The sequence below is a fragment of the Paenibacillus sp. FJAT-26967 genome, assembly GCF_001541095.1.
Lineage (GTDB): Bacteria > Bacillota > Bacilli > Paenibacillales > NBRC-103111 > Paenibacillus_F.
This window is the reverse complement of record NZ_LMXH01000003.1, coordinates 279782-305314: the sequence shown is the minus strand read 5'-3', so window position 1 is coordinate 305314 and position 25533 is coordinate 279782. Positions and strand designations below refer to the sequence as shown.

Annotated in this window: 26 protein-coding genes; 1 reads left to right on the top strand and 25 read right to left on the bottom strand. The window is 55.3% G+C overall.

Annotation, left to right across the window (positions count from 1 at the left end; genetic code table 11):
* Window positions 1–12: 12 nt before the first annotated feature.
* The 21 genes from AR333_RS15885 to AR333_RS15785 form a co-directional block, all read right to left on the bottom strand.
* Window positions 13–1167, bottom strand: a complete 1155-nt coding sequence (locus tag AR333_RS15885) for a glycosyltransferase (RefSeq protein WP_068776345.1) — start codon at window positions 1165–1167, stop codon at window positions 13–15.
* 15 nt (window positions 1168–1182) lie between these two features.
* Window positions 1183–2280, bottom strand: a complete 1098-nt coding sequence (locus tag AR333_RS15880) for an aminopeptidase (protein ID WP_068776344.1) — start codon at window positions 2278–2280, stop codon at window positions 1183–1185.
* 8 nt (window positions 2281–2288) lie between these two features.
* A complete protein-coding gene (locus AR333_RS15875; RefSeq protein ID WP_068776343.1) occupies window positions 2289–3257 on the bottom strand; it encodes a hypothetical protein in 969 nt (322 codons plus the stop codon).
* Window positions 3258–3267: 10 nt separating this feature from the next.
* A complete protein-coding gene (locus AR333_RS15870; RefSeq protein WP_068776342.1) occupies window positions 3268–4119 on the bottom strand; it encodes an alpha/beta hydrolase in 852 nt (283 codons plus the stop codon).
* A 3-nt stretch (window positions 4120–4122) separates the two neighbouring features.
* Window positions 4123–4929, bottom strand: a complete 807-nt coding sequence (locus tag AR333_RS15865; RefSeq protein WP_068776341.1) for an alpha/beta hydrolase — start codon at window positions 4927–4929, stop codon at window positions 4123–4125.
* Complete coding sequence (locus tag AR333_RS15860) at window positions 4922–5335, bottom strand: 3-hydroxyacyl-ACP dehydratase FabZ family protein (RefSeq protein ID WP_068776340.1); 414 nt, start codon at window positions 5333–5335, stop codon at window positions 4922–4924. The genes AR333_RS15865 and AR333_RS15860 overlap by 8 nt, the downstream gene beginning before the upstream one ends.
* Window positions 5336–5350: 15 nt before the next feature.
* Window positions 5351–5794, bottom strand: a complete 444-nt coding sequence (locus AR333_RS15855; protein WP_068776339.1) for a 3-hydroxyacyl-ACP dehydratase FabZ family protein — start codon at window positions 5792–5794, stop codon at window positions 5351–5353.
* A complete protein-coding gene (locus AR333_RS15850; protein ID WP_068776338.1) occupies window positions 5791–6030 on the bottom strand; it encodes an acyl carrier protein in 240 nt (79 codons plus the stop codon). Before AR333_RS15850 ends, AR333_RS15855 begins: the two co-directional genes overlap by 4 nt.
* Window positions 6031–6155: 125 nt before the next feature.
* Window positions 6156–6965, bottom strand: a complete 810-nt coding sequence (locus tag AR333_RS15845; RefSeq protein ID WP_068776337.1) for a phytanoyl-CoA dioxygenase family protein — start codon at window positions 6963–6965, stop codon at window positions 6156–6158.
* A 21-nt stretch (window positions 6966–6986) separates the two neighbouring features.
* Window positions 6987–7784 carry a phytanoyl-CoA dioxygenase family protein gene (locus AR333_RS15840; RefSeq protein WP_068776336.1) on the bottom strand — a complete coding sequence of 266 codons (798 nt, stop codon included), beginning with the start codon at window positions 7782–7784 and terminating at the stop codon, window positions 6987–6989.
* Window positions 7781–8605 carry a phytanoyl-CoA dioxygenase family protein gene (locus tag AR333_RS15835; protein ID WP_068776335.1) on the bottom strand — a complete coding sequence of 275 codons (825 nt, stop codon included), beginning with the start codon at window positions 8603–8605 and terminating at the stop codon, window positions 7781–7783. Before AR333_RS15835 ends, AR333_RS15840 begins: the two co-directional genes overlap by 4 nt.
* A 1-nt stretch (window position 8606) precedes the next feature.
* Entirely contained in the window at window positions 8607–9473 is an 867-nt protein-coding gene (locus AR333_RS15830) for a phytanoyl-CoA dioxygenase family protein (RefSeq protein ID WP_068776334.1), read from the bottom strand.
* Between the two features lie 28 nt (window positions 9474–9501).
* Complete coding sequence (locus AR333_RS15825) at window positions 9502–10404, bottom strand: PDZ domain-containing protein (protein WP_068776333.1); 903 nt, start codon at window positions 10402–10404, stop codon at window positions 9502–9504.
* Window positions 10397–11626 carry an NAD(P)/FAD-dependent oxidoreductase gene (locus tag AR333_RS15820; protein ID WP_253735877.1) on the bottom strand — a complete coding sequence of 410 codons (1230 nt, stop codon included), beginning with the start codon at window positions 11624–11626 and terminating at the stop codon, window positions 10397–10399. The genes AR333_RS15825 and AR333_RS15820 overlap by 8 nt, the downstream gene beginning before the upstream one ends.
* Window positions 11627–11654: 28 nt before the next feature.
* Complete coding sequence (locus tag AR333_RS15815; RefSeq protein WP_068776331.1) at window positions 11655–12194, bottom strand: hypothetical protein; 540 nt, start codon at window positions 12192–12194, stop codon at window positions 11655–11657.
* A 132-nt stretch (window positions 12195–12326) separates the two neighbouring features.
* The gene (locus AR333_RS15810; protein WP_068776330.1) at window positions 12327–12578 is read right to left on the bottom strand and encodes an acyl carrier protein; all 252 of its coding nucleotides are present in this window, start codon (window positions 12576–12578) and stop codon (window positions 12327–12329) included.
* A gap of 9 nt (window positions 12579–12587) precedes the next feature.
* A complete protein-coding gene (locus tag AR333_RS15805) occupies window positions 12588–13634 on the bottom strand; it encodes a hypothetical protein (RefSeq protein WP_253735876.1) in 1047 nt (348 codons plus the stop codon).
* The gene (locus AR333_RS15800; protein WP_253735875.1) at window positions 13631–14926 is read right to left on the bottom strand and encodes an aminoacyl--tRNA ligase-related protein; all 1296 of its coding nucleotides are present in this window, start codon (window positions 14924–14926) and stop codon (window positions 13631–13633) included. The genes AR333_RS15805 and AR333_RS15800 overlap by 4 nt, the downstream gene beginning before the upstream one ends.
* Window positions 14910–15746: a phytanoyl-CoA dioxygenase family protein gene (locus AR333_RS15795; RefSeq protein WP_068776329.1), complete on the bottom strand. Its 837-nt coding sequence runs from the start codon at window positions 15744–15746 to the stop codon at window positions 14910–14912. Before AR333_RS15795 ends, AR333_RS15800 begins: the two co-directional genes overlap by 17 nt.
* 4 nt (window positions 15747–15750) lie before the next feature.
* Entirely contained in the window at window positions 15751–16542 is a 792-nt protein-coding gene (locus AR333_RS15790) for a phytanoyl-CoA dioxygenase family protein (RefSeq protein WP_068776328.1), read from the bottom strand.
* 18 nt (window positions 16543–16560) lie between these two features.
* Entirely contained in the window at window positions 16561–18519 is a 1959-nt protein-coding gene (locus AR333_RS15785) for a carbamoyltransferase C-terminal domain-containing protein (protein ID WP_068776327.1), read from the bottom strand.
* Window positions 18520–18712: 193 nt separating this feature from the next.
* Between AR333_RS15785 and AR333_RS15780 the strand changes: the two genes are divergently transcribed.
* The gene (locus AR333_RS15780; protein WP_068776326.1) at window positions 18713–19510 is read left to right on the top strand and encodes a phytanoyl-CoA dioxygenase family protein; all 798 of its coding nucleotides are present in this window, start codon (window positions 18713–18715) and stop codon (window positions 19508–19510) included.
* 217 nt (window positions 19511–19727) lie between these two features.
* On the opposite strand, the gene AR333_RS15775 is transcribed toward AR333_RS15780, so the two are convergent.
* The 4 genes from AR333_RS15775 to AR333_RS15760 form a co-directional block, all read right to left on the bottom strand.
* The gene (locus AR333_RS15775) at window positions 19728–20678 is read right to left on the bottom strand and encodes an NAD(P)-dependent oxidoreductase (RefSeq protein ID WP_068776325.1); all 951 of its coding nucleotides are present in this window, start codon (window positions 20676–20678) and stop codon (window positions 19728–19730) included.
* Window positions 20675–21781 carry a hypothetical protein gene (locus AR333_RS15770; RefSeq protein ID WP_068776324.1) on the bottom strand — a complete coding sequence of 369 codons (1107 nt, stop codon included), beginning with the start codon at window positions 21779–21781 and terminating at the stop codon, window positions 20675–20677. Before AR333_RS15770 ends, AR333_RS15775 begins: the two co-directional genes overlap by 4 nt.
* 12 nt (window positions 21782–21793) lie before the next feature.
* Window positions 21794–23482: a carbamoyltransferase C-terminal domain-containing protein gene (locus AR333_RS25030; RefSeq protein ID WP_253735874.1), complete on the bottom strand. Its 1689-nt coding sequence runs from the start codon at window positions 23480–23482 to the stop codon at window positions 21794–21796.
* Between the two features lie 119 nt (window positions 23483–23601).
* Window positions 23602–25533, bottom strand: coding sequence for a carbamoyltransferase C-terminal domain-containing protein (locus AR333_RS15760; RefSeq protein ID WP_068776322.1), 1932 nt, complete (start codon window positions 25531–25533; stop codon window positions 23602–23604).

Genomic DNA, 25533 nt, shown 5'->3' with positions numbered 1-25533 from the left:
TCGCTTCACCCTCTACACCGTATTTGTCAAAAAGCTTTCGATCTCATCTGCCGCCGCCTCACCCGGGCTTCGCAGCTCTGCCAGCTCAGCGGTTTGCTTCGCCCTGTGCCTGAGCGGGCTGCCCGGGAGCAGAAGGGTCTCCAGTTCGGCGAGAATCCGCTCCCTGGAGATTTCTTCCGCTCCCATGACCCGGGCAAAGCCGAGCTGCGCGCAGCGCGAAGCAAGCAGCTCCTGATCGGATGCCAGCGGCACGATCAGCATCGGGAGCCCATACTTCATGACCGTCTGCAGCGTGCCGCAGCCCCCGTGGGTAAGAACGGCATCGGCCATTGGCATCAGACGGTCATGATTCGGATACTCGCTGATCCAATGGACGTTCGCGGGCAGGGGCTGCCGGCCTTGATAAGGCTGATGATCCGATACAATAAGCTCGAACGCGCCTTCCCCCGCAAGCCCGGCGGCCGCCCAGATGTACCGGTTCATGATCTCCCTGGAGTCATGCCGCCCGGTAGAGGAGGCGCAGACGAGCACAACCGGCTTATCGCGCGCCGGTTCCAGAAGCGGGGCTGCCCCCCGCTGCTCCCCGTTGTCCGGCACGCAGTTCCCGACAAACTTCGTTTGTGCCGGCAGACTCTCCACGCCGGGAAACAGCAGGGAAACTGCATTAACCAAATGCAGCCCGGGGGACAGTCCGGCCAGATCCCCCCGCGTACGCAGCGGATCGGAGAGAGGAGCCAGCCCCAGCCTCTGCCGGACATTATTGAGCTCCGCCTCGTATACTTTGCGCATGCGCTCCTGCACGGTTCTGCTTCCCGGCAGCAGGAAGTCGGGGTAAGGGACCGTCGTCTGCAGACTGATCCATGGCATCCCCAGCATCTCGGCAGCATAAGCCGGAGCCGCCTGGGAAGAATCGCAGATCAGCAGATCGGGTGATCCGCCCGCAGCGTACGCATGGATTTCCATCGTCTGCTCGTATACAAATTTCTCCGGAAATTTGCCCCACTGGGCCGGCAGGAAATCCAGACCGGCTCTGCGGACCAGCATCTCGTTCGAAGAGTGGGTCAGAACGGTTACCCGGTGCCCCCTCTTCTGCAGCTGCTGCCCGATGCCAAGTGCCGGATAGACGTGTCCCAGCACCCGCTGCACGGCTATATAAACCTTGGCCATCCGCATCTCTCCCCGCTATGGATTCAAAGGCGCCAGCTCCGGCAGCACGAACATGCCATCCTTTCTTACCAGCACCCCGTCAAAATAAAGTTCCCCCCCGCCATAAGCTTCCAGCTGGCAGAGCACCAAATCCAGATGAATGACGGATGTATTCCCGTTGTCCGCCATCTCATAGGCCTGCCCGAACGCCAAATGGATGCTTCCGGCCATCTTCTCATCGAACAATAAGTTGTTGATGGGCACGGTAAGATGCGGATTAAAGCCGATTCCGAATTCCCCCAGCCTGGACGCTCCCGGATCGGTATTCAGAATCTCCGACAACCCTTCCGTATCGCTGCATGCGGCATCGACGAGCCTGCCTTCACGGAACTCCAGTGAGACGGAATGAAACTGCCGTCCCATATAGCTGGTCGGCACATTGAACCGGATCCGCCCTTCCACCGAACCGGCCGCCGGCGCCGTGAACAGTTCCCCGTCCGGCAGATTGTAACGGCCGTCGCACAGGAATACGGGAATGTTCTTAACGGAGAAGCTCAGATCGGTGCCCGGCGATACGATCCGGACCGCTTCGGTCCTCTCCAGCAGCCTGACCAAAGGTTCGGCCCGCTCCTTCAACCGGCTGTAATCCATCGTACAGCTCTGAAAATAAAGCTTCTGAAGCTTATCCGATCCCAGTGCCGCCTGCTGGGCCATTCCCCGGGTCGGATAACGCAGAAGAATCCACTTTTCCTTAGAAGCCATGGCCATCGTAAGGGGCTGCAAATAATGCTTAACGTAGAGGCTGTACTTCTCGCTGTCCACGTCTTCCATCTCATAAATATTTTCTTCCGCATGAATACCGATATACGCATCCATTTCCCCGATAAGCTCCAGATCATGCTTCGCCCACAGCCGGATCTGCTCTTCCGAAGCTCCGCTCAACAGCCACTTCAGCTCCTCAGTTCCGGTTTGCTGCAGAAAAGGAACAGCTCCGGCCTCGTAGATTCGCGAAATCAGACATTCGGCCAATCCGTCCGCTTGTCCGCGTACTTTGAGCACGACCTTATGCCCGGGCCTCAGTCCGAGGGAATGCGCGACAACCCTATCCGCCAATTGTTCATACCGGTTCTCCATTTCCCACCTCACAGTATCCGTTTCAGTTCTCTGAAAAATCCTCGCTCACTTTCCAGCGTCTGATTCAGGTAATCGGTCAATTTGAGCCGGTAATCCCGCTGAGGCTGCCTTTTCCATTTCGCCAGCACTCCCATTACGAGAGACCAGGATTTGCATACATACAGAAGCTCCTCCACCCATCCGGGGGCGACACATTCTTCAGGAACAACCTGCTTCTCCACCGCCGTCTTCCACAACTCCCTCAGTCTGCGGTAATAATGGATATCGAACTCCAGCCGTTCCAGATTGCCGATAAGTTCTTCCAGCGGGGCGGTTTCCACAGCCTGAACGAAACTTTCCAGATTCTTAAGCCCCTCCCGGTTAATCATGTTGTCGACGGACATCTGCACAAGCGACCTGAAGTCTTCTTCCCAGCTGCGCGTGTATGCCGGATCTTCTTTGATAATGGCGGCACCCCCGAAGCCCGAAGCGCCAAGAGTGTCCAGCAGAACCTCCCGGGGAACTCTTCCGATATACCCGTTAAAATAAGCCGGAGCCCCTTCATCGTCCACGAGATCGACACCCTGCTCGTCACAACCGGTCAGCAGGGACCAGTGAACGATATCGTGCTTCTCGTAATAGCCGGAGAAGGGCGCCTCATGAGCTTTATAGAAAAGAAGAACGTAGCCTTCATGATCCAAAATCGACTGAATCAGCGGAAATAATCCTTCCGGATTCAAGGGGGAATACCGCGTCAGCTTCCAGCCGAGATTAAGCTGCGGTTCTTGCCTCCTCAAAAGCATGCCGGATGACTCGCAATCGAACGCGTTCAGAAAGATGGGCGTCAACCGGGAGACACCCTTCCATTTCAGCACCTCCATCATACAGAGCTGCCTGCAATCCAGTGTCCGTTGTGACAAGCCTTCTTCGTCCGGGAAACGCCAGTCCGTATTCCGGGACAGAATCGTTTGGGCTATCGTCTTGTGGCTTGGTTCCATGAAATCCCTCTCACTCTCCCTGTTCGCGGTTTAACACAATCCCGGCCGCTGCTTCGATCCACCTGTCCATCGTTTCGGGATGCTGGTAAAAATACCGGTAACCTTCCACCGGATGCAGGAATACATGCCGCAATCCATGGACCGCTGCCTGGGTCTGCGCATCTTCGGTACTGCAGATGATACGAACGCTTCCGCCGTATTCTTGTATAAGCTTCGCGGGCCGGAGTCCATCCAGTTCATGGATCATGCCCGCCGAAAGGCACTGACCGTGCAGATACAGCATATGAGCGCCCCAAGCGCTGAAATAGTCATACTGCCGGCGGTCGAAGTCGCTTAGCGTATAGTAATCGAACCCCGGAACCAGCTGCTGGGAATCCAGCAAGCCTTCTTGTTCCAGCTTGCCCAGAATTTCCGCAGGAAACAGTGTTTCCTTGGGCGGAAATGCGGCTAGAGGAGGGGCCAGCAGGACCGGAACGCATGGAGTGCCGTACTCTCTTTTCCACTCGTCAGCCACGAGCAGGGCAATGACGGCACCGAGGGCATGGCCGATCAGGTAAATCCGCTCTGCGGGGTGTTCCTCCGTAACTTCCGACAAGACCTCTAGAGCATCCCGCTTCATCGTGGTGACCGTAGCATCCCCTAACTCGCCGATGCTGTCCCCGTGGCCCCGGTAATCAAACTGCGCGACCCGTTGTCCATGGCCCGCCAGAATCTTTCTCAGCCCGGAGAACATGTAATTTTTCTCGCTCATCGCCTGACCTAATCCAGGCAAAGTGATTACGAGACTTGAAGACGCCCTGCGGGGTTCAACTGCGATACCGCAAATCTCCCCGCCTTTGCCGAACCGCCTTTGCTTCCACATGCTCTACCCTCCCTGAACAAGCTGCTCGGATCTCAGCCAAGCTTCGGTCTGTTCCATCAGCGTTTCTTCCAGCGGCCGTGAAGTAAACAGATGGCCTGCTTCCGGAACCTCGACCACCCGGTTTTTGTCTGTCCCGCTGTAGATGGCATATTGATCTGTATACGACAGACTCATCTCCTCCTGAATGAGCGGATCGTTATCCCCGTAGATCAGAAGAGAGTTGCCTGCATAGGATTTAAGCGCCGTTTCCGTATCGAGACTCTGTAAATCCCGGTAAAATTCCATGCCGACCCACAGTCCCGCCCATGGCATGACCAGCTTCCCCGGCTCATTCCGGTGCCTCGTAAACCGGGGATGTCTGCCGCCCGGATAGTTCCCCCCGAATTCATAGAAAAGCGGGCTCCAGAGAATCGTCCGTCTGACCCGGGTCCGCAAAGCGGACATCAGGGCGATGCGCGCTCCGTCACTGAAGCCTAGAAGCACCGTGCGTGACGCATCCAGTTCGGGATGCCGGGACACGAATTCATACGCCTTCTCAACATTGGAAACTTTACCTGAGGTTGTCATATCATAATAATTGCCGTCGCTGAGCCCGATTCCGTAATAATCGAACCGGAGAAAGGCAATTCCGCGCTCCGCGAGCCTCCGCGCGAATTTCACTGCCAGCCGGTGCACCTCATACCTCTCCCCGTTCTTGCCGGGGCAGTAGATCACAACCGGGCACGGTCTAAGATGCTTGGGCGGAAGATGCAGGATTCCCGCTAGTTTTCCCTGGTCGTACAAGTCCACGAACTCTTCATTCTCAAGCATATTCCTCCCCCTTCGCCAGCTTCATTCTGGCATGGATAACCGTTCGGCCTCCGGCCCTGCCTACAGCGGTGACTTCCAGCCCCGAGACGCTCAAACCCGTCTCGAAAACGACGGTATCCCCCGGCGTGACCGGACTTAGAAAGCGGGAAGCGATTTCACTCACTATGTAGGAGGGGCCGGCGCATCCACCGCCCTGACGCTGCCCCAATAGCAGCTCCGCCGACTGCAGAATGCACTCGACCATCAGCATACCGGGATAGACGCTATAGGACGGGAAATGCCCCTGGAGGTAGAAATCGCTGGCCGAAATAAGTTTCACCGTTGTAATCCGGGCAGCGCTGCGGTCAATGATCCGGTCCACCATGATCCAGGGCTTCGGATAAAGCAAATAAACATCTGCTGACATACGATGATCCCCCGCCTATTTGATAGTTGCTTCATTCGTTACCGCCACACTCAGATCCGCTGTCACGGCAATCTTCCCGTCCGGGCTGTACAAAACTCCGCTGAATATCGCCTTTTTGGCCCAGATCCGTACAGGGTTCACCTTGTATAAAAGAAGCTGATCCCAATATACGGGACAGGCAATCCGTGCCTTCACGGCACCCAGCAGAGGCATTTCTCCATCCGCAAGCGGCTCCGTTTCCAGCTGGGTCATGATCACGCAGGTCTGTGCCAGCCCTTCAATCAGAATCGCGGGAGGAATTTCATCCTTGTCTCCACAATAAGGACGCAGCTTGGCAGGACTGAAAGAAGCTGTAAGAAACTCCCCCGGACTGTAGTCTCTGACCTCGTCAATAAGGCGCAGCGGATACTGGTGGGGGAGCATGGTCAAGAGAGCGGACCAATCGCGAGCCTGACTCATAAACAGCCTTCCAGCACACCGACCATGTCCTTAACTTTCGTTGCACTGCTGATTTCCAGCGCATCATCGGGCCACTGGATGCCGTAATGCTCTTCCAGCAGAACGATAAACTCCATATAACGGAGAGAGTCAAAACCTATCTCGAAAAGTCCCATGTCCTCCCCGATCTCATCCACCGGCAGAACGCCGCAGCCCTGATCGCTCAATAACACGCAGACTTGCTTTTTAACAGACACTGTCCTTCACCTTCCAATCCCGTGCGTTTATCTTCATTGTATAGGGCTCCCCTTTCCTTCTCTCTGCTTCGCTTGCCGTTCATTCTTCCTTTGTTGAGCCACACCATCGTTCCTGCATAGGTACTCTATCTGCGATACAGCACCGGATTCAGCGGGCTTGCCGCCACTGCGCCGGGCAGAACACCGGGGAAATATGTCCTCAAGTGGTTCTCTCGTGCCGGATTACCGCCCGGGTCGGCCACGACAGCTTCGTCCGGGATATACGTAATGGTCAGCGCTTCTCTCATAGAAGAAGTAGGGTTGCTTAGAGCACTGTGAGGCGTCCATCCGGCATGAAAGGTTGCGCAGCCTGCGTTCATGCCGCCGTATCCTGCCTCAGGCAGTCCTCTGCGGAGGGCGTCCAGCAGCACATTGCCCGATCCTTTCATCGCTTCAATGCCATGAGCCCGTGACAGAAACCGCAGGGAGCCTATCTCATCCGGGATGTCGACGAGCGGCATCCACAGAGTAATCAGCTTGTCCGGCCGAAATCGGAGCATATAGGTGCCATCCTGATGCCAAGGGGTGGGTCCTCCCCCCGGCTCTTTAAAAAATACCTGGTCCAGGTACAGCCGGACCCCATCTACTTCCATCAGGTCCGCTGCCATACGGGCGAATTTGCGGGCATACACGAATTTCTTCACCTGTTCATTTTTTTGCCAGAGGTTAATGATCTGTAGAAAAGCCTTGCCGAAATCATCCCGCTCCGCAAGCGGCCGGACATCCCTGCTGCAAGCCTGCACCAATTCCGTAATATAAGGCCGGACGGCTGCGATATCTTCCCTGGATGCCGCCTGTCCGACATAAAGGTGACCTTGGCTGCGATATTCTTCGATCTGCTGCGGCAGCAGAATCATTTCCTTCTCCAGATCGGATGAGAAAATTCCGGTATCCATTTCCGTCTACCTCCCATGTATTCAAGCCTTATTGCTGTACAGCAGAGGGGTCAGAGGACCTGCCGCCGACTGTCCCGGCCCTATTCCCGAGAAGAGTCTCCGCAGATGAGGCGCCCGCCCGGACTTATCCTCCGGGTCTATAATGCAGGCGTCTTCCGCAAAATAGGTGATCGTCATCATTTCCCGCATCATGACACCGTTATTGCCCGGTGCGCCGTGTAGAATGCGGCCGGAATGAAAAACCGCATCTCCCAGTCTCAGCGGGCCGCAGCTTTCCTCCTGCAGGCCCGCACGTTTTGCCTCCAGTAAACTGTTCTTGGAAGGAGAATGCTCGAGCAGATGGGAGCCTGAAATATAAGAGACGGGGCCGTCCGGTTCAGGAATATCAACCAGAGGCATCCACATCGTGATGATCCGGTCCGGCTCCAGCTCCAGCATATAAGCATCGGCCCTGTGCCACGGTGTAATGCTTGCTCCCGGTTCGATGAAACTGGCCTGATCCAGATAAAGCCTCACACCGCTCACCCCCATCAGCTCGGCAGCCATTTTGGCAAAGCGGCGCGCAAATACAAACTGGCGTACCTGCTCATTCTCCTCCCATATATTCATATAAAGTTGCCTGTGCGGGCGGACACTCCGGTCTCCGATATAGTTCTGGACAGCGTGGATGATGTGAGGCCGGTAAGCGCTAATTTCATCCACATAGGCGGCTTGCTTTAGACAGATATGGCCCTTGGTCCTGTACTGCTCCAGAAGGCTGTCATCCAGATAATAACTGTCTGCCAGATCAGGCATGGCGCCGGGATACGGACTGCTCATCGTTGATCCTCCCCCCGCTCATGTACGATCCGCATGATGTCCCTGTAATGGCGGTAGAACAGCAAAGGGAAATTACGCCCCTTCACGGGATCACCGGGCTCCAGACCCTCAAACAGGCTCTTCAGCTGCGGATTCTTATTCTCTGTATCATGAGGGTCTACCGCTCTGGCTTCATCCGCAAACCAGGTAATGATCAGCATTTCCCGCGCTGTACCGGTGTTGTTCGCGTAAGCCCCGTGCAGCGTCCAGCCCGTATGAAACGCAGCGTCTCCGGCCATCATCGGACCGCAGGCCTCTTCTGCCAGACCCAGCCGCATCGCCGCAAGGAGCGGATTCTTCGCGCCGCGCAGCTTCTCATGCAGATGGGACTGCGGCACATATGACAACGGCCCGGATTCATCCGGTATGTCCGTCAGAGGCATCCACATCGAAATGACCTTGCCGGGGTCAAGCGGGAGCATAAACTGATTCGCCTGATGCAAAGGCATTGCGCCGGCACCTGGTTTTTTGACGAAGATCTGATCAAAATAAAGCCGGACACCGTCGACTCCGAGCAGGTCGGCAGCTATCTGGGAAAACTGATGGGCGAACACAAAAGCCTGCACAACAGGTGATTTTCTCCATACATTCATCACCTGTAACCGGAGGCCTTCATCCAGCTTTCCGACTTCCTTCAGGAGTGCCGGGCGGATTCGGGCGATATCCTCTGCCTTGGCGAGCTGCCGGAGCATCAGACGGCCATCTCTCTGGAATTGTCCGAGTTCTTCCGGGCTCATGACACGTTCACGTTCAAGCGTGTGGAAAACGGTCTGATTCTCCATCCTAATCCTCCTTCCTTTCCGGCTGGGCGTCCGGGCGGGCCTGTAGCTCCGCATACCTGTCGAATACAAGAGGTGTCCATGGGCTGACCGCAGGATCACCGGCTTTCATACCGGGGAATATCCGCCTTAAATGGTAGGCTCTAGCCTCCGTATCCGGCTCCACAATCTTCAGGTTGTCGGCAATATAGATGATCGTGGCGACTTCCCTCACGATATTCGTGGTATTTGCCGCCGCATAATGAAGCGTAAGGCCGGAATGAAAAGTGGCATCTCCTGCGGGCATAGCTCCGTAATGTACCTCAGACAGCCCTTTCCGGTAAGATTGGAGAAGCAGATTCGTATGTTTATCCGCCTTCAGGAGATGGGAGCCCGACATAAACCTCATGGAGCCCAGTTCTGCAGGCAAGTCGACGAGCGGCATCCACATGGTCATGGTCATATCGGGGTCTGTCTGGAGCATGTACGGACTATCCTGGTGCCACGGGATGGCTCCCCCGCCAATTTCAAGAAAGATAGCGGAATCATGGTACAGCCGCAACCTGTCCACACCCATCAGATCGGCAGCGATTTTGGCGAATCGTCTAGCCAAAGAAAACCTCCTTACCTTCCGGCTTTTTTCCCACATATTCATCACCGTCGGAAAAGCCCGTTCCACACCGTAAAACTCCCGTTCACCGGGCGGATAAGATTCTGGTGTGAACGCAGGGTATATCTCCGTGATCGCTTTCCGGTAAAGTGCCGTTTCTGCGGCCGAACAGACACCCTTGAGGTAGATATGTCCGTCCGCCTGATACTTCTGGATCTGCCGGCTCGTCAGGCTGTATTCTTCTTCAAGACCGGGCAGCAGGGTTTCCTCATTCTCACTCATCTTATGACTCCTTTCCTGACGAATAAGGTTATTCTTCTTGCGCGAGCGGCCGCGCTTCCGACCAGAGCGCCCCCGAAGCGGAGCGGCTCCTGGCCATTTGCTCACGCCTGGATTGAATCTGATCCAATGTCAGGCTGTCCTTGTTCAGCCCCGTAAACTGCTCCTCCACCGACAGCCGGACTTCGGCTGCCTGCTCTCTGCCCTCCCGTACGAATGTGACGGATACAAGTCCTTGGGTGCCGTAAAAGGACGAAATCACCCGGACGAAGTCGCTGTAAGTCCCCGTCTCCAACCCGCCCAGCGCAGTTACGACATCTCCTGCCCTTAGACCGGCCTGCCCTGCGGGACTGCCAGGGAAGACTTCAAGCAAATAATTCCCTCCACCCGCCTGAACACCCGTTTCCAGACTTTGCTCCGTGTTTACCGTGCAGTTGGTAACGCCTAGCCTCGGATAACTGAACAGCTCGGTACGCAAGTCAAGACCCAGTTCCAGCACGGATTTCAGGTTCATAAGCGACCGGCGCCAGCCCATTTCAAGACACTCGCGCAGCCACTGCCCGCTTGTGTCCCCGGAGAAGCCCCGCACCGCCAGACTCAGCTTAACGAACGGTCCCGCTTCTTCCAGCGTAAAAGAAGTACTGACGCAGAACGCCTCCCTGTCTCCGTCCGGAGCCAAAGAGTTGTAAACATCAGATAGCGCAAACCGGCGGCAGGGCTGGCATTCTGTAACCCGCGAGCGGTTCTCGATATCCCCGTAATTTAACAGGTAGATATCTCCGACCGCCGGCTCCCCGGGTATTCCGGTGGTTGAAGACGCGTAGGTGAGATAAGTATTGGTTCCTTCAACCGTGGCAACCGACCACCACACCTTCTCTAGAGAGGATTCCAGATAGATAACATTCAGTGAAGAATCTGCGTGAGCATCATTCATGATTTTTGCCTCCAGAAATTATTGAAAGAATCTCTGCGGCCTGAAGGCCGACTTTCTTAACAAGACTGGGGAAAGTGGCGAGCATTGCGAGCGTGTCCAGTGAAGCTTCGGGGACAGGCCGCAAGGAGAAATCCAAAGTAGCAAGTGAATGCTCATATTGGGGGAATATCCGATTATTGCGCTGCTTTTCATAGGTTTCCATAGCGTATTCCCAGGACTTGTGCCCTTGCAGAAAAGCATGCAGTTCTTCCGCCAGACATTCTGCCGTACAGACTGCATTATCGATTCCCACACCTGCAGCAGGATGAAGAAAGGCTCCCGCATCGCCCGCTAACGCCCAGCCGGGACCCCATGCTTTGCGGATGCTGCTTTTAAGAGGCGGTATTCCTCTAATTACACCCTCGACTTCACTTCTCCCAAGCCTCGGCTCCAGCGTCCGGATGGCTCTAAGTTTCTCAAGAAAGCTGCCCGGGCTGATTCCCGCCATCGCCTGACGCTCTGCCGGAGGGTACATGTAGGCGATACAGTGCATAAGTCCGTCAATCGGGCTGTTGATGACGATAGAAGAGCCGTGCCAGTACCATTCGACTGCCGGAATAGGCAGAGGTTCGACCCTGGAGAAATATGCGTAGGTTACGCCATGCAGAGGCTGCTGCGATTCCGCTGTCACAGGTGCCTGAACTTGACGGGCCACCACGGAATTCCGTCCGTCCGCCCCCACTATGCTCCTGCCATAGAAGCGGACGTTCGTTCCGTCTTTGCGGCTGCACTGGATTCCTGCTGCTTGTCCTCTTCTCATCAGAACCTTCGTAACCCTGGTATTCAGCTGAATATCTACCCGGCCGCTGCGGGCCGCACTCTGCAGAAGCAGCGGGTCCAGAATCTCTCTGCGCAGTCCGAGCGCCCTTCGGGTTACAGTGATGTCAGATTCGAACACGGTGCCCAGCAGATCAATCCTCATCCGTGTTAATGCGGGCGCCCCCGCAGTCTCCATCTTCTGAAGAATTCCAAGACGCTCATAGACCCCGCTCTCACCCAGAATGTGAGTCGAGTTGGTTCCGCTTGGGAACGGATATTGATCCACCAGCAATATACGGTGTCCCCTGCTTCCCAGAAAAGCGGCAAGAGCAGCACCCGCGCACCTTGCGCCTACGATAATGACGTCATACATCGCATTCTCCTGTCGTATACAGACTTCTAACGTATGGAAAGAGGGGTCCATAGAAATGACCCCTCCGTGTGCTTTACGATTAGTTGGATTGCAGGCAGCCGTAAACCGTACCCGCTTGGTTGTTTTCACGGTCGAACAGCGGAGTTACGCTGTCCGAATAGAAGGTTGCATTTTTCGGAGGAAGCCCCTTCAGGACGCCTTTCATGTGAATCGGCTGTTTATTGTGAAGCTCGCCTTCCGGTGTCTCGATAACCCAGTACAGCCAAGACTCGCCTTGGACGCCGTCCGCCATCTTCTTGTTGAAAGGAATGGTCGCCTGAGCCTTCATCGCAGCGCCCTGCCCTTGCAGGCCTCCACGTACGCGGATGGTTTGTCCGGGCCAGATCACGCTGGAAGTGGCCACCAGGTCTACGTTGAGGATTCCCAGTTCGACGTTGATGCCTGACTTCAGGCTGAATTCGGAATCGTCAACCGTGAACTGCGTCGGTGCTACTTGAGCAAAGTGGAGCTCTTCGGAGCGTCCGTCCAGCATCTCCAAGTAAGTTTTGCTGTTGGAGTTTTCAAGCGTCATGGTCACTTTCTTTGCATTCTTCGCGTTCTTGGAAAGTTCGGTTTTCATGGTCATTCCTCCTAGAGTTGGCTTGTTATTTGTTTCCCCGGGGTACTTTTACTATCTCATATCCCTGAGCCCTAATACTCTGCTTTTGACCACGAACTCTTCGTCTTCTGTTGGCATCCCGTGTACGCTTGTCTAACTTTTATTCGGAAGGCAGCGTTCAATCAAAGAGCGGATCGTCCCTACATTCGCGAAATTTTCCAGAAGAATTTCCTCGTCTTCAATCACAATATCAAAGGATTCTTCCAACAGAACCACTAGGCGTATAAAGCTCATGGAATCAATTCCCGTCTCCAGCAGCTTAGTCCCAGGTTCAATTTCAAACTTCTCGGGCAGAATCTGTTTAACATTGTCGATAATAATGGCTTCCATTTCCGAAGTATTCATTCTCGCACCTCAGTGACCCAGATTTAGATTCAGATGAGACAAGGTAAGAAACTCCATCATCATGGCGGCGGCCCTCTTCTCCAGTTCATAAAGGGTATGGAAATGATCCGCCAGCTGATGCAGATATACGGACGCTTTCGTCCGCTGGTATTTGATGCTTGTCCACTTGACACGGTCCATCTCCGTTTTAACCTTCACATACAAAGCTTTGAGAAGCTCCAGCTGTTTAGAGCCCGCTGAGCCCTGCATGTAATCGATCCTTTGCAGCATCAGACTTTTATGGAGAATCATTTTGTGTACGATAATATTCCAATAGACGAACTCCCTCACTTGCAGAGGTCTGCCCTCCGCCAGCTGGCGGAAATAACCCGCCAAATATTCGTTAACATAGTAGCCGGCTGCAAACGTATCCTTCTCCGTACGGCTCGCCCGTACACGTCCCCGGTCCAAAGCAAAATACATGCTGCGGGTATCCGGACGGGTCCGCTGCGAATCTCTGAGGGAAATAACCGAGGCGGGAAAACCGTAAAAAGCAAACCAGCGCTGCGAGTGCATGTCCTCCGCCACCAGTCTCTTCATTTCGTCGTTGAACAGAGAATATGGCACTTCCGAGCTTCCATAGCCTTTGTCCTCTACATCGAAAGCCACAAATTGCAGAGTCTGCCTGGAATCGTCATAACCATACACAAGCGCTTCGTGATATATATCCTGTTTCTTGAAGTAACGGGAAGTCGGAATATGCCGCCAGTTAAAGTAAACGACGAGATACCGTCCCTTATCTATACAATCGCAGACCTGCTCTACCCAGTCCTCACAGTCCGGCAGCGGCGTCTCTTCGATGATGTCCGAGTATACTTCCAGGTGCTCCTCGAACCGGATGACCGGGAAGAGATCCTCACCCGCAGTCTTCAAAGTCAAATTCATAAAATGACTATAATACCAGGGCATCAGTTCCCGGTGGGCCTGAACGATGCTAAGCCGGATATTGTGGTAGCATTCGGTCTCAAATCCCGGTGCTTCTACAACGGGCAGGCGATTCATCCTGCCCCTGTTCATAGATGCCCCCTGATCAGCGCCGGCCAGCCGGCGGGATCAGGCCCCCACGCATCCAGGATCGCCTGCACCCACCGGTCCACACCGAAAGCTGTGCATCCCGAGTGCGGATACGAACTGTTGCCCGCAATGCCGAACGCCCGGCACAGGACATCTCCGCACACATTGAAGGACGTGACGGCAAAATCGTCTCCGCCTGCTGTCGAGCAGCGCAGCTCGAACTTCGACTCAGCGGCCAGCTGGTACATGCGCCGGTCGCCGTCTTCCGGCAGGAAGAACGGATCCGAGGCGGATTCGACATAGCCTTGCAGACCAAGCGCCCCAAACAGTGCCCAGGTATCTTCCAGCAGATCGGCACGCATCTGTTTCACAGCCTCCGCTGCCCCGATATACACCAGCTCGAACATCCCGAATTCCCTCAGGCGGGACTCGCTGATCCTGCTGTCATGCTCATGCCGGTAGCACGTTCCGTACGCCGAGAACAACCGGAATGGGTACGGTTCGGACACCGACTCCCGTTCCAGGTCCGGCTCCAGCCCCGGCATCCGCTCATCCGTTTCCCGGCCGCTGTTGCCCGCAGCTTCAGATTCGCAGCCGGCTGCCCCCGCCTCACTGTCCAGATACGTCTGAGCAAGGCCGTCCCGGCTGCACTCTTCATACACGTGATAGCAGACGCAGGGCTGCATGTAGGCACCGCTGGGCTGCATTAGACTGCCCAGCGGCTCACCTGCGGACAGACTGGAGCGGACACCCTCCAGCGTGTCGAATTGATGCCGGAATTCGGACACGGCATACACATTCTGCGGGAAGTTGCGCAGGTAACCGCTTTTGCGGATGACCTCCTCCGGCATCAGCGCGGGATACTTGCGCAGGACCGCTCCGGCGGCATCCGCCCTCGTTCTGAGCAGGCGGACGACGGCCTGCTCCAGCAGCACCTGTGCTCCTTGAAGCACAGGACTGCCTGCGTACAGAGGCTCCGCAGACTCTTCCCGCAGCTTTGGCCGGCGAGGACTGCGGTTGTCCCTCAGCCTCTTGTACGGAAGCTTGCGTCCGGCGGCCAGTGCATCGCAGAGAGCATCAAGTCTCAGCAGCAGCTCTTCCCCGTCTGCGCCGGTGTATTCTATGTTCATCCCGCCGGCGTCCCAGCTGACATGCTTAATGTCCACAGACAGGTAGTAGACTTTCTCCGCAAGCTGAGAGAGATCACCCGCCCGCTTCACTTTATCCATCGGCACCTGTATCCTCATACGCTCACCGGCCTTCCCTGCATCGCCAGGCTTACCTCCATCCGGCAAAATAATCCGCCTCCTGAATAGAGAATACAGATGCCTGGCCTTCCGCAATCTTCGTATCCGTATTGAGTCTTCTTCGCACTCTGGCTCCGGTTTTGTCCATAAGCTGATTAAAATTCAGCGCGAGCTTCTCCACACTCACTCCCGTAAAATGAATGAGCAGAGAACGGCGGAACCGGTGCCTCGATACATTATCCGAAGAACCGTGCACAATATTTCCGTTGAAAAAAATCACGTCCCCCGGCTCGGTCGCCACTTCTCTGATTTCTCCGGACTCGTATTCCTTCAGCCACTGCCCCTCATCCGAAAAATAAGACTGCACATTCGACTTATCCCCTTCGGGCACTTGCAGGTCAAGCGAATGCGTACCCGGCACGAACTGCATGCCGCCGTTGTCCTCATCCGAGGGATCAAGGGAGATCCAGGCCGCGTAGGTAGTTCCCGGCGATACACCGAAAGCGTAATTGTCCTGATGCAAAGGCAGGCCCCTTGTCGTCGGCGACTTAAAATAATAGCTCGTCGAGATAATCAGCGCCTCCTCGCCGATCAATTGCTCCAGATAGGCGAACAAAGCCGGCTTCAGGGACAGCCCTTTGATGATTTCATTTTTCCGGTGGTAATCCCTCAGCCGGGGATACAGGCTTTCCAGCGGCCGCTCCCCGTTCTGGATAATTTCTCCCCCGGCCGCCAGCTTAACCCAGTGAAGATCGAACTGCCGGATAAGCTCGTCTACCTCCCGGCTGTCATACAGGTCTTTGACGACCAGATAGCCCAGCTCGTTAAAATTTTCCAATTCTGAAGCTGGCAGTACTTGTTCAGTCATAAGATCACTCCCCTCTTCTCAAGATATTAGTACCGGCATTCATGCGCTTGCGGACGCGGCGCCCCTCTTTGTCCATCAGGTAATTAAAATTAAGGGTCGTTTTCTCCGCACTCTCTGCCGCAAAATGACTAATAATCGAATGACGGAAATGCACCTCGCTGTTGTTGTCTGCCGAATCGTGGATGAGATTGCCATGATAGATGACAATATCCCCGGGCTCCGTTTCCAGTTCGATCACTTGATGTCCTTCGGGAACTTCCAGCGTCTGCACATAGCCCGCGAACGTATCCTCGGACGCCGTGTAGACCTTCCTCGGCTCCTGCAGTTCGGAAGTATGCGTATGCCGGATCAGGCGCATGCCGCCGTTATGAACGCCGGCCTTATCCAGGCTGGCCCAGATTGCATAACAAGTGCCGGGCAGCACACCGATTCCGTAATTATCCTGGTGATAGGGCATCCCCTTGGCGCCCGGCGGCTTGAAATAATAGTTGGTCGATACAAGCAGGGCTTGCTCGCCGATCAGCTGCTCCAGGCAGGAGGCCGCAGTCTTTTGCCAGACAAATCTCCGGACTCCTTCATTCTCCTTGTGGAGATCTTTCATTCGCGGGAACAGGCTCGTTAATGGTTTGCCGGGGTCTTGGACAATGGTTTTACCGGCGACCGAGTCCAGCCAGATGTTATGATACTCGTCCTTCAGCGCTCTGACTTCCTCTAGGGAATACACCCCTTTCAAGACCACGTACCCTTCCTCTTCAAAAAACTTCTTCTCCTGCCCGCTGAGTGTATACAAGGTCATAATTGCCTCCTCTTTCCTTTAGTCGGAATTATTGTACTTCAGACGATTCCGTGTTCCTCGGCTTTGCCTGATGTAATTAACTTCACGGGTCAGACGCCTTGCATCCGCCGGATTCGAGATGTCATAACGGGTAATCCCGCTGCGCTCGATTCTTTCCTTGTAGAACTTAAGCACATCGTCCGGGATTCCGCATGGATTGTGAAGCCTGGTAATTTCCTGCCTCTCCCGCAGGTTGAATAATTCAAATGAAATGGAACGGGTGTAGGGACGATTCCCCCAGCGGGACTTGTAGCGGTCGTGATTGAGCAGTTCCACACGTAATCCGTCGATATAGGCGACCGGAATCCCTTTCACCAGCGCAAAATGGAGCGCTTCCTCCACATCCTGGATGATCGGTTCGCCCTTATCGTTCAGGGAAGTGTTGCAGAGCATCGGCACGCCGGTTGTCTCCTGAAACTGCCGGAGAAGCTTATACAGCCGTTTCGCCGGCCCTCTTCCGGAGACGGTCTGCACTCTGGCTGTTCCGTCCAGATGAAGAGCGGCGGGCACAAGCTCCCGCATGCCATCCTGAACGGTGTAGGTATGCAGCATATACGGAGAGGCCTGATCCTGCCCGAACCACCGCTGCGTCTGCTCTTCCAGAATGATCGGCGCGACCGGGCGCCACCACTCCCTGCTTTTAATGTCGTTGAGGATATCCTTGGTCTTCTGCCGCCTGGGATCTCCGAGCAGGGAGCGGTGGCCCAGAGCCCGGGGGCCGATCTCAGCGGCTCCGTCATACCAGATCAGCGGGCTGCGGATCAGGTCCTCTACGGCACGCCGGTACCTGATCGGGCTGACTTTGCCGATACAGCCCTCGAAAGTGCCGGCCCCGAGCACCTCTTCCAGCGTCTTCCCGCTGCTGCCGTGATAAGCGTGACCGAGCTGAAACCGGAACCGCTGCGGGGACATTTTGCGGTAGAACGCATACAAGCCCATACCGAGCGAAAGGCCTGAATCATTCACACAGGGCGGTGCGATAAAACCTTTAAAGCCGTATTTGTCCATCAGATGGCTGTTCGTCGGGCAGTTCAGCGCATAACCGCCTGCCAAAGCCAGGTAAGTGTCGCCGGGCGAAAGCCCATAACGGCCGAGTACTGCCTCAACATTCTTCTCCATGATTGAGATCGACTCGGCCTGAACCTGCTTCATCACCATCGAGATTTCATTCTCCTGCCGGGTGAAGCGTGGATCTAAAGCGGCGGAATTCCCTTCGCTTTCTTGCTCCATAAGGGTATGGACGCTTTCAAGAAGAGGACGCAAGTATTCTTGCTCCCAAATGTTAAAAGAACCGTCCGTTATCGGCGGCAGATGCAAATTCTGATCGGGAGCCTCGCTCTCGCATGCGGAAGCCAGCGCCATCAGCGTACCTTCCCTCAGCTTAAAGCGGGAGCTGGCCCAGTCCCATAACGGCCCCGGAGACTCTACAGGAAACAGCTCAAGCTCACCTCGTCTCACCACACAGCCCGCAAAAAAACTTTTCTTGCCTACCTCCCGGTCGATAACATCGTCCGGTATCCCGTCCACGGCCAGTCCAATGATGTTCTCGCCGTAGAACAGCCTGCTGTCGCTCATAACGGCAGAAAACAAATGGGAAATACTGTGATAAGCAAGTCCGGGATAATCGGAAAGAGAATGATAATCCTCACATGTCGACAGGCCCGGCGTTCCCCAGATCTCCTCCATATCATCCATGGTCAATCCCAGCGGCCGGAGCAGTTCATTGATCACATTCACCGCATGATCCCGGTTGAAGAAAGACTGCCTGTGCTGCTTCATCCCCGTAAACCGCTCTAATTCCCAATACCTGACGAGCTTAATACGGCTGCCCATTTTGTGGAACAAAGCCATATTCGGGTCATGACGGATGCAGGTTTCGTACAAATAATCGAGAGTTCCGATGTGCAAATAAGTTGAAAGGTAGTACCCGTCCTGCATGTTCTCCCCCCTCTACTTGAGCTTACTTTCATTCTATCAACGCCCTCCGGCCGACAATCTGAGCTTCTTGCGGATTAATCGGGTTTTCTTTAGCAGATAATACGGCTCTCCCAAAGCAGACAAGAAAACAAGAGGCGCCGGGAAACCGCAGTCTTATAATAGAAAAAAGTCTGTCCTACAAGGGGGCCTCGAATTGGAACTCGATAACCATGTACTGCCGGATCTGTCTTCGGAATATGTCTTGACCCGCGAGCAGATCAGCTTCTTTCAAGAAAACGGCCACATCTATCTCAAAGATGTATTCCGTCCCGAAGAGGTGCTTGCTTACCGCCCCTTCATTCTGGAGGCTGTCCGCGATTTCCGGACCCATCACATTCCTTCTTCCGGTCCGGACGATTACGGCACGGTTAACCTGCGTCAGCGGCACGCCAAGGTCGGCGCTTTCGTAATGTCCCGCCGCCTGGCTAAGATTTCGGCTGACCTGATGGGCGTCAGCGGAGTCCGTATTTACCGGGACTCCGCTTTCTTCAAGCAGCCCGGAGCAGCAGCCACACCCATGCATCAGGACAACAACTACATGCTGCTTGACCGGGATAATTCGATTACGGCCTGGATTCCTCTCCAGGATGTAACGGCTGCAACCGGTTCGCTCCGCTTTTTGTCCGGTTCCCACTTGATAGATAACCGGGGCAAAACCGCCAAGCAGAATCTTAAAACGGCTTACAGGCTGGCGCTCAAGGAGCACACCTACGGCGGGGTGGCGCTCGGCGATATCACACTGCACGCCGGCTGGACGCTTCATGATGCACCCGCGAACGAGACCGCCGAGACGCGGGAGGCCATGACCATCATGTATTACGAGGATGGAGCTTCCATCATCAATCCGTTCGGGACGGACCCGTCGGCTCACCTAAGCCAGTATTTCGGCGGTCAGCAGATCGGGGAGAAGGCGGCAAGTCCCTATAACCCGCTGGCTTACAGCAGGTTGTAGGGACCGAAGCCGCAGGTGCGCGATTCCCGGGCTGCACTGTGCCGGATTCTGTGTGCCGGGCCGGCACATAGAAAAGACCTTCAGCCCTACCCGTCAGGGTGCTGCTGAAGGTCTTTCTGCGTTTGCCTGCGGCAAAGCTTCTTTGTCAAGCCTCGTGATCGTTCACTCCACCGGAGGCTCCGGGAAGGATTAATAACAAATCCTAACTCCGGCTATCTTATTTAGCATCCGGCAGAATCACGCCTCTTTCCAGTTGTCCGTATATTTCGGCAATACCTTGCCTGAGCCCGTGCACGGCCTTCCACCCGAGCCGGTCTTTGGACTTTGTGAAGTCAATCCGGTAAGAACGGTTATCTTCATCGCCATCTGTGATGATTTGCACCGGAACAGGAAGAGTATCCGCAATAAGCTCGGCCAGAGAGCGGATTAGAATATTCCCCTCATCGGAGCCGATGTTGTAAATCTCGCCCGCCACCTGGTCGGCGGGCGCATCCAGCAGCCGGCAGAAGGCTTCGACGGCGTCCCTAATGTGGACAAATGGCCTCCATTGTCCGCCCGATCCCGCAACCCGGATGATACCTTCCCGCCAGGCGGCGAGTACCATGGCGTTCACCGCCAGATCGAAGCGCATCCGTGGAGAATACCCGTACAGAATTGCCGGACGGGCCGCTGTCACCTCGAATGAGGCGCTATTCATCCGCAAGATATCGCGCTCTGACTGGCCTGCGGCTCTGGCGTAAGTCGTCACGGGCGCTATATCGGATTCTTCGCTCGCCATGCAACTTGAATCCTGGAACCCGTATACGCCGCAAGTGGAGATCAGAAGATAACGCCGGACGCCCGATTCTTTAGCCTTGACGGCCGTACGGTGGCGTGCAAACTGGTTGATATCCAGCGTCTCGTGCGGAGTAATCTCTCCTCTTCGGTCATGCGAGATAGCCGCCAAGTCTATGACCGCATCGGCGCCCTCCAGTCCTTCGCCTCCCCAGGTGCGGGTATCCGCATAAATCCGGATAAGATTCGGATGGACATAAGCAGCTCCGCTGGAACGGGTATACTTATCCAGCGCCCGGACCTCATATCCGCGGTTGATCAGCTCCGGCACCAGTACACTTCCGATATAGCCTCCCGCTCCCGTAACGAGAACGGTACGAAGGGGATTGGTCATGGCCGGCCACCGCTGCATATTCGCAGAGCCGATTCCCGGCTTAATCCCTCATCGGTCATCCTCGACACCGCCTCCTCAAGCACCCCTTCCAGCGGCTTGCCCAACTGCCTGATCTCTCTTTCCAGCATTCTTTTATAAACGGAATAGTACTTAGGCAGCTCTTGATGAAATTGACCGGCAATCAAATAATCGAGAAGAAGAACCCTTTCATAGATTTCCCGGTATTTGCTGCGCTCCTCTTCGTTCACGGTCTCGTAATCCGGATTCCCGAAGGAACGGTAGTAGGAGATGGAGCCGACATGAATGACTTCATCGGTCATTGCCGTCCCGTCCTCATCCAGCCGCCTTACCTGGCGGAGGCGGTACCCGGCTTCATGAGCCAGCAGCTGGTAGAGCACCATCGTATCGAGATGGCGGGTCACCACACCGTCTTTCTTGATTTCCTGGACCGGGAAAATGGCATTTCCGCAAGAGTCCATAGGCAGAATCCGGGCCAGATTTTCTTTGTGGACTTCCGGCAGAAGGTGGAAGGTCGAGTACCTTTTGAAGGAAGAGGAGGACGGGGCTTCTTCCCATAGAAACGGACGCGGAGACCAGGACTGCCGTGTACGGTTCAACCGCTGAATCACATTCTGGTTCACGAATAGGAAAAATGTCCGGACGACCGGAAAAGAGAATCGTGAGCGGGGTTCCGTTCGCAATCCGTAATCATAAGACCAGATGCAGTTCATCGAGTCGGATTTGCGGATCTCCGTCATTTCATCGAAAATTTTGGGATTCAGTACAAAGCAATCGATATCTAGCCAGCCGAAATCAGACGTGTTGACCGCAAAAAGGTAGTCCCACACAATTCCCTCATCTACGGTTTCGGGAAAGCAGAAGAAAGGACGGCCGAGATTTTCGTGCACCCACTCCCTTTCCTCCCCCGAAAGCCCGGAGCCGATCAGCACAACCGGAACGGTGGCGGGCACAAACTGGAGCGATTTACACACCCAGTGCAGTAAACCTGTTGTGAAAAATAAATAAAATACGTTCTCCCGCTCTTCCAGCTCTCCGTAAAATCGGCGAAACTCACGCAGCCTCTCTTCATCCAGGTATCTCATAACGGTTCCTCCTCAGCGTTTTGTAAACAGCCGGTTATCCAGCACAAGATAATCCAGTCCGAGCTTCAAAAAGCACCGGATCGCTTCTTCGGGCGTTTCCACCATCGGCTCACCGTCCGCATTGAAGGACGTATTCACCAGCAGAGACGAATCCGCGAGACCCCTGTATGCCTCCAGCAGCGCGGTCAGCTCCGTGCTGAGGCCGGCCGTCACAGCCTGGACATCGGCGGTCCCGTCCGCCTGGAGAATCGCCGGGACACAGCTGACACGCTCTGCCTTTGCCGGCCGGGGAATCCGGCAGCCATATGGGACAGCCGTTCCCGGATCTGCGGACAGCAAAGGGTCCCCCTCCAGCGCTGCAGAGCTGAGAGGGCGGAAAGCTTCTCGCCCCTTGGCCGCATCAAGCCGCTCTTTCATCCGGACGCTGCGGGCATCAGCCACAATGCTGCGGTTGCCGAGCGACTGCGATCCGAATTCGGAGCGGCCGCGGAACAGGCCCACGACGCCCCCTTGGATCAGCAGCTGGGCCACCGCACGGTTCAGGTTACCGGCGGCAGGAATCTCTTCCAGTTGGTCCCGGCAGGTACGGACCGCCTTTGCGTAATCTTCTTCCCCGTAGTCCCTGCCCAAATACGGCGAATCGAGGGACGGCGATACGGGTGGTTTGGGCGGTACAGATAGTGCAGGCGGTTCGGTTGGTGCAGGCGAAACGGTTGGTGCGAGCGGTGCGGGCAGTTCGGATGGTACAGGCGGTTCGGTTGGTGCGAACGGTGCGGGCGGTTCGGATGCTGCAGGCGGTACTGGCGGTACACGGCGAGGATGCCCGCCGAGTACATAGTGTGCGTACAAGGCGCTGCCGATGGCTGTCCCGGCATCGCCCGGAGCAGGCGGAATATACATCCGCTTGAATGGAATTTCCTTAAGCAGCCTGCTGACAGCCTTACGGTTTGAGAAAACTCCTCCGGCGAGACACAGATTCTCGCAGCCGCTTGCCGCATACAAATATCGGCAGGCCCGGATAAGAACTTCCTCCAGATGATATTGCGCAGCATAAGCCAGATCGGCTTTAGCAGCACAACCCCCGCTTGAGTCTGCGGCTTCGCGCACTGCCTGGTTCAGCTCGGCGCGGATAAATTCCCTCTGCTGCTCCAGATGCCCGAGTGTCTGGCTGAATTCCCCCCCGTCATCCATGGAATAGAACGCGCGGAAAGCCTCGACGTAACGGTCTGTCCCGTAAGCAGCCAGCGCCATAGTTTTGTCATCATACATCGGCCCGAAACCTAACTCTTCCGTCACCGCCAGATAGAAAAGGCCGATTGAATTGGAAACGTTGCGAAAATCCGCACTTTCCAGGCCTTGGCGTTTCTGTATTTCCCTGATGGACGTGCCTTGTGCCGTGTAATAAGTGACCGTTTCCACAATCTTGCCGGGCTTGTCCAAATAGCTCCCTCTGCCATCCGCAACCAGGACGGCCGCCTCTGTAAAAGGGGAAGGATAAAAAGAACTTGCGGCATGAGCCAAGTGATGATTCATCAAGCGGATTCGCGGCCCGAATCTGGCATAGTAGCGGCTTTCGATATTGTCTCCTCCGATAATCAGGCCCACATCTTTCTCCGCGATTCCCGCTGTCTCCAGACAGTAACGGGCCGCTTTGCAGCGGAACGTCGAAGCATCGACGAATGCCTGCTTTTGGCGGGACAAGCGTTCCTCCTCAATCGCGCAGACTATCTTCCCCTCATGGAGGAGGCAGGCGGAGAAATCATGAATGGAACCTCCCAAGCCTAATATGAACAATCTCCACCACACCTTTTTATTCCCGTTTAGATGGTTCTGAACAGCTTCTTATGCCGCTGGACTGCGCGGACTTCTCTGCAGAGCCGCTCCGCATCCTGCGGGTTCGTCAGATCGAATGGCCCGGCCGGCTCACTTTCGTTAGGGTCCCGGTAATGATAGAGCACATCTTGAGGAATGCCGCAGGGGTTCAGTCTGTTCCAGGCCTCCAGCCGGGCTTCCTCATCCAGCGTCTGCATCGAAATACTCCTGGGATGCGGCGCGGTTACGGCGTACTCCTGATGATTGTGAAGCTCAATTCTTATCCCATTCACATAGAGAATTCGTAATTTTTTGCGCAAAGCGAAGTTGAATGCCTCGTGAACCGTATGGATGATCGGTTCTCCCCGGTCATTCAAAGAGGTATTGCCCACAATCGGGACGCCGGTCTGCTCGTAAAATTCAGACAGGATACGGTATAAAACGGGATTCTCCTCCCGCCCGAGGCTCTGGACCCGCGCGCTCCCGTCCAGATGAAGCACGGACGGGATCAGATGCGCCTTCTCCGCCCGGGCCTGGAAGGTATGGAGCATAAAGCGGGACGGATAACAGGTATCGAACCACAAGCCCGTCTCTTCCTCCAGAATGATCGGCGCAACAGGTCTCCACCACTGCCGCTCCTTTATTTCATTGATCAGCTTCTTGGAGCCCTCATGACGCGGATCGGCAATCAGCGACCGGTGACCCAGTGCGCGCGGTCCGATCTCCGCTTCGCCATCGAACCAGACGATAGGCCCTTCTTGAATGTCACGAGCCGCTTGCGAGCAGTCGAGCGGGGCCGTGCTCTGTATAAAGGAAGCATATTCTCCTCCTGCGAGGATACTGTGCAGAGTGGTGTCGGGTTCGCCGAAATAAGCATGCGGGAGGGCAAAACGGAACGCTCTGCCCTGCAGCTTTTTATGGAAAGCGTAGAGCCCCATACCCAGAGAAAGACCTGAATCGCCAACGCACGGCGGAGCCATAAAGCCCCAGAATCCGTATTTTCTCATGAGATGGCTATTCGTCGGGCAGTTCAAAGTATATCCTCCGGCCATGGCCAGACAAGTTTCCCCGGGATCAATCTTATAGTCATGAAGAATACGTTCGATGTTGGTATCCATGATTTTCATGGATGCCTGCTGGACCTGCTTCATAATCATGCTGATCTTGTTCTCCCGCTCGGTAAACCGGGGATCAAAACCGCTGAATAATGTCCCTGCATCTTTGTCCGTCAAGTTGTTCACCTGATCGACGAGGTCCCGGATATACGCGGATTCCCAAATATCGTGACGTCCGTCCAGCACAGGCAGCGTCCCCTCGGCTTCCCACAGGATCGTACTGGTGCTTGCCGAAGCAAGCGCCATCAGCGTGCCCTCACGCATTTTGAAATAAAACTTGGCCCATCCCCACAGCATTCCCGGAGACTCTACGGCAAATAGATCCAGCTTCCCCTGTCTGGCGTAGCCGCCCGCAAAGAAGCATTTCTCCGTTCGTTCCCTCCGGTCCACGATCCCGTCCGGTCCCCCGTCCACGGCCAGTCCCAGAATATTGCCGTTATAGAACACCTCAGAATCCGTCATCATAGCCGAGAATAAATGAGAAATACTGTGATAAGACAAGGAACTGTAGAGCTCGGCGCAGTGATAGTCATCCGTCGTCTGCAGGCCGGGCGTTCCCCATATTTCAACCATGTCGTCAAGCGAAAGCCCCAGAGCCCCCAGAAGCTTGTTCAGGACCTCTTGCGCCTGCTCTACACTGTAAAACGATACATAATGCTCTTTGATGCCGGTCACTCTCTCCAGCTCCCACATGCGGACCAGCCGCACTTCACTGCCGGATTTGTGAAACAGCGACGCGTTCTGATCGTGCCGGATAATGGTGCCAAGCATGTGATCCAGCGGATCTATATGCAAATAAGCGGACAAATAGTAGCCGTCCCGCAT

Coding starts and splice junctions, on each gene's coding strand:
- AR333_RS15880 (WP_068776344.1), bottom strand. CDS start 2,280: ATGGAGAACCGGTATGAACAATTGGCGGATAGGGTTGTCGCGCATTCC.
- AR333_RS15805 (WP_253735876.1), bottom strand. CDS start 13,634: ATGAACAGGGGCAGGATGAATCGCCTGCCCGTTGTAGAAGCACCGGGA.
- AR333_RS15820 (WP_253735877.1), bottom strand. CDS start 11,626: ATGGACCCCTCTTTCCATACGTTAGAAGTCTGTATACGACAGGAGAAT.
- AR333_RS15885 (WP_068776345.1), bottom strand. CDS start 1,167: ATGGCCAAGGTTTATATAGCCGTGCAGCGGGTGCTGGGACACGTCTAT.
- AR333_RS15865 (WP_068776341.1), bottom strand. CDS start 4,929: ATGCTTGAGAATGAAGAGTTCGTGGACTTGTACGACCAGGGAAAACTA.
- AR333_RS15790 (WP_068776328.1), bottom strand. CDS start 16,542: ATGACCTTGTATACACTCAGCGGGCAGGAGAAGAAGTTTTTTGAAGAG.
- AR333_RS15770 (WP_068776324.1), bottom strand. CDS start 21,781: ATGAGATACCTGGATGAAGAGAGGCTGCGTGAGTTTCGCCGATTTTAC.
- AR333_RS15795 (WP_068776329.1), bottom strand. CDS start 15,746: ATGACTGAACAAGTACTGCCAGCTTCAGAATTGGAAAATTTTAACGAG.
- AR333_RS15860 (WP_068776340.1), bottom strand. CDS start 5,335: ATGTCAGCAGATGTTTATTTGCTTTATCCGAAGCCCTGGATCATGGTG.
- AR333_RS15830 (WP_068776334.1), bottom strand. CDS start 9,473: ATGAGTGAGAATGAGGAAACCCTGCTGCCCGGTCTTGAAGAAGAATAC.
- AR333_RS15785 (WP_068776327.1), bottom strand. CDS start 18,519: ATGCAGGACGGGTACTACCTTTCAACTTATTTGCACATCGGAACTCTC.
- AR333_RS15875 (WP_068776343.1), bottom strand. CDS start 3,257: ATGGAACCAAGCCACAAGACGATAGCCCAAACGATTCTGTCCCGGAAT.
- AR333_RS15825 (WP_068776333.1), bottom strand. CDS start 10,404: ATGAATGATGCTCACGCAGATTCTTCACTGAATGTTATCTATCTGGAA.
- AR333_RS15775 (WP_068776325.1), bottom strand. CDS start 20,678: ATGACCAATCCCCTTCGTACCGTTCTCGTTACGGGAGCGGGAGGCTAT.
- AR333_RS15870 (WP_068776342.1), bottom strand. CDS start 4,119: ATGTGGAAGCAAAGGCGGTTCGGCAAAGGCGGGGAGATTTGCGGTATC.
- AR333_RS15840 (WP_068776336.1), bottom strand. CDS start 7,784: ATGAGCAGTCCGTATCCCGGCGCCATGCCTGATCTGGCAGACAGTTAT.
- AR333_RS15810 (WP_068776330.1), bottom strand. CDS start 12,578: ATGAATACTTCGGAAATGGAAGCCATTATTATCGACAATGTTAAACAG.
- AR333_RS15815 (WP_068776331.1), bottom strand. CDS start 12,194: ATGAAAACCGAACTTTCCAAGAACGCGAAGAATGCAAAGAAAGTGACC.
- AR333_RS15845 (WP_068776337.1), bottom strand. CDS start 6,965: ATGGATACCGGAATTTTCTCATCCGATCTGGAGAAGGAAATGATTCTG.
- AR333_RS15835 (WP_068776335.1), bottom strand. CDS start 8,605: ATGGAGAATCAGACCGTTTTCCACACGCTTGAACGTGAACGTGTCATG.
- AR333_RS15855 (WP_068776339.1), bottom strand. CDS start 5,794: ATGAGTCAGGCTCGCGATTGGTCCGCTCTCTTGACCATGCTCCCCCAC.
- AR333_RS15760 (WP_068776322.1), bottom strand. CDS start 25,533: ATGCGGGACGGCTACTATTTGTCCGCTTATTTGCATATAGATCCGCTG.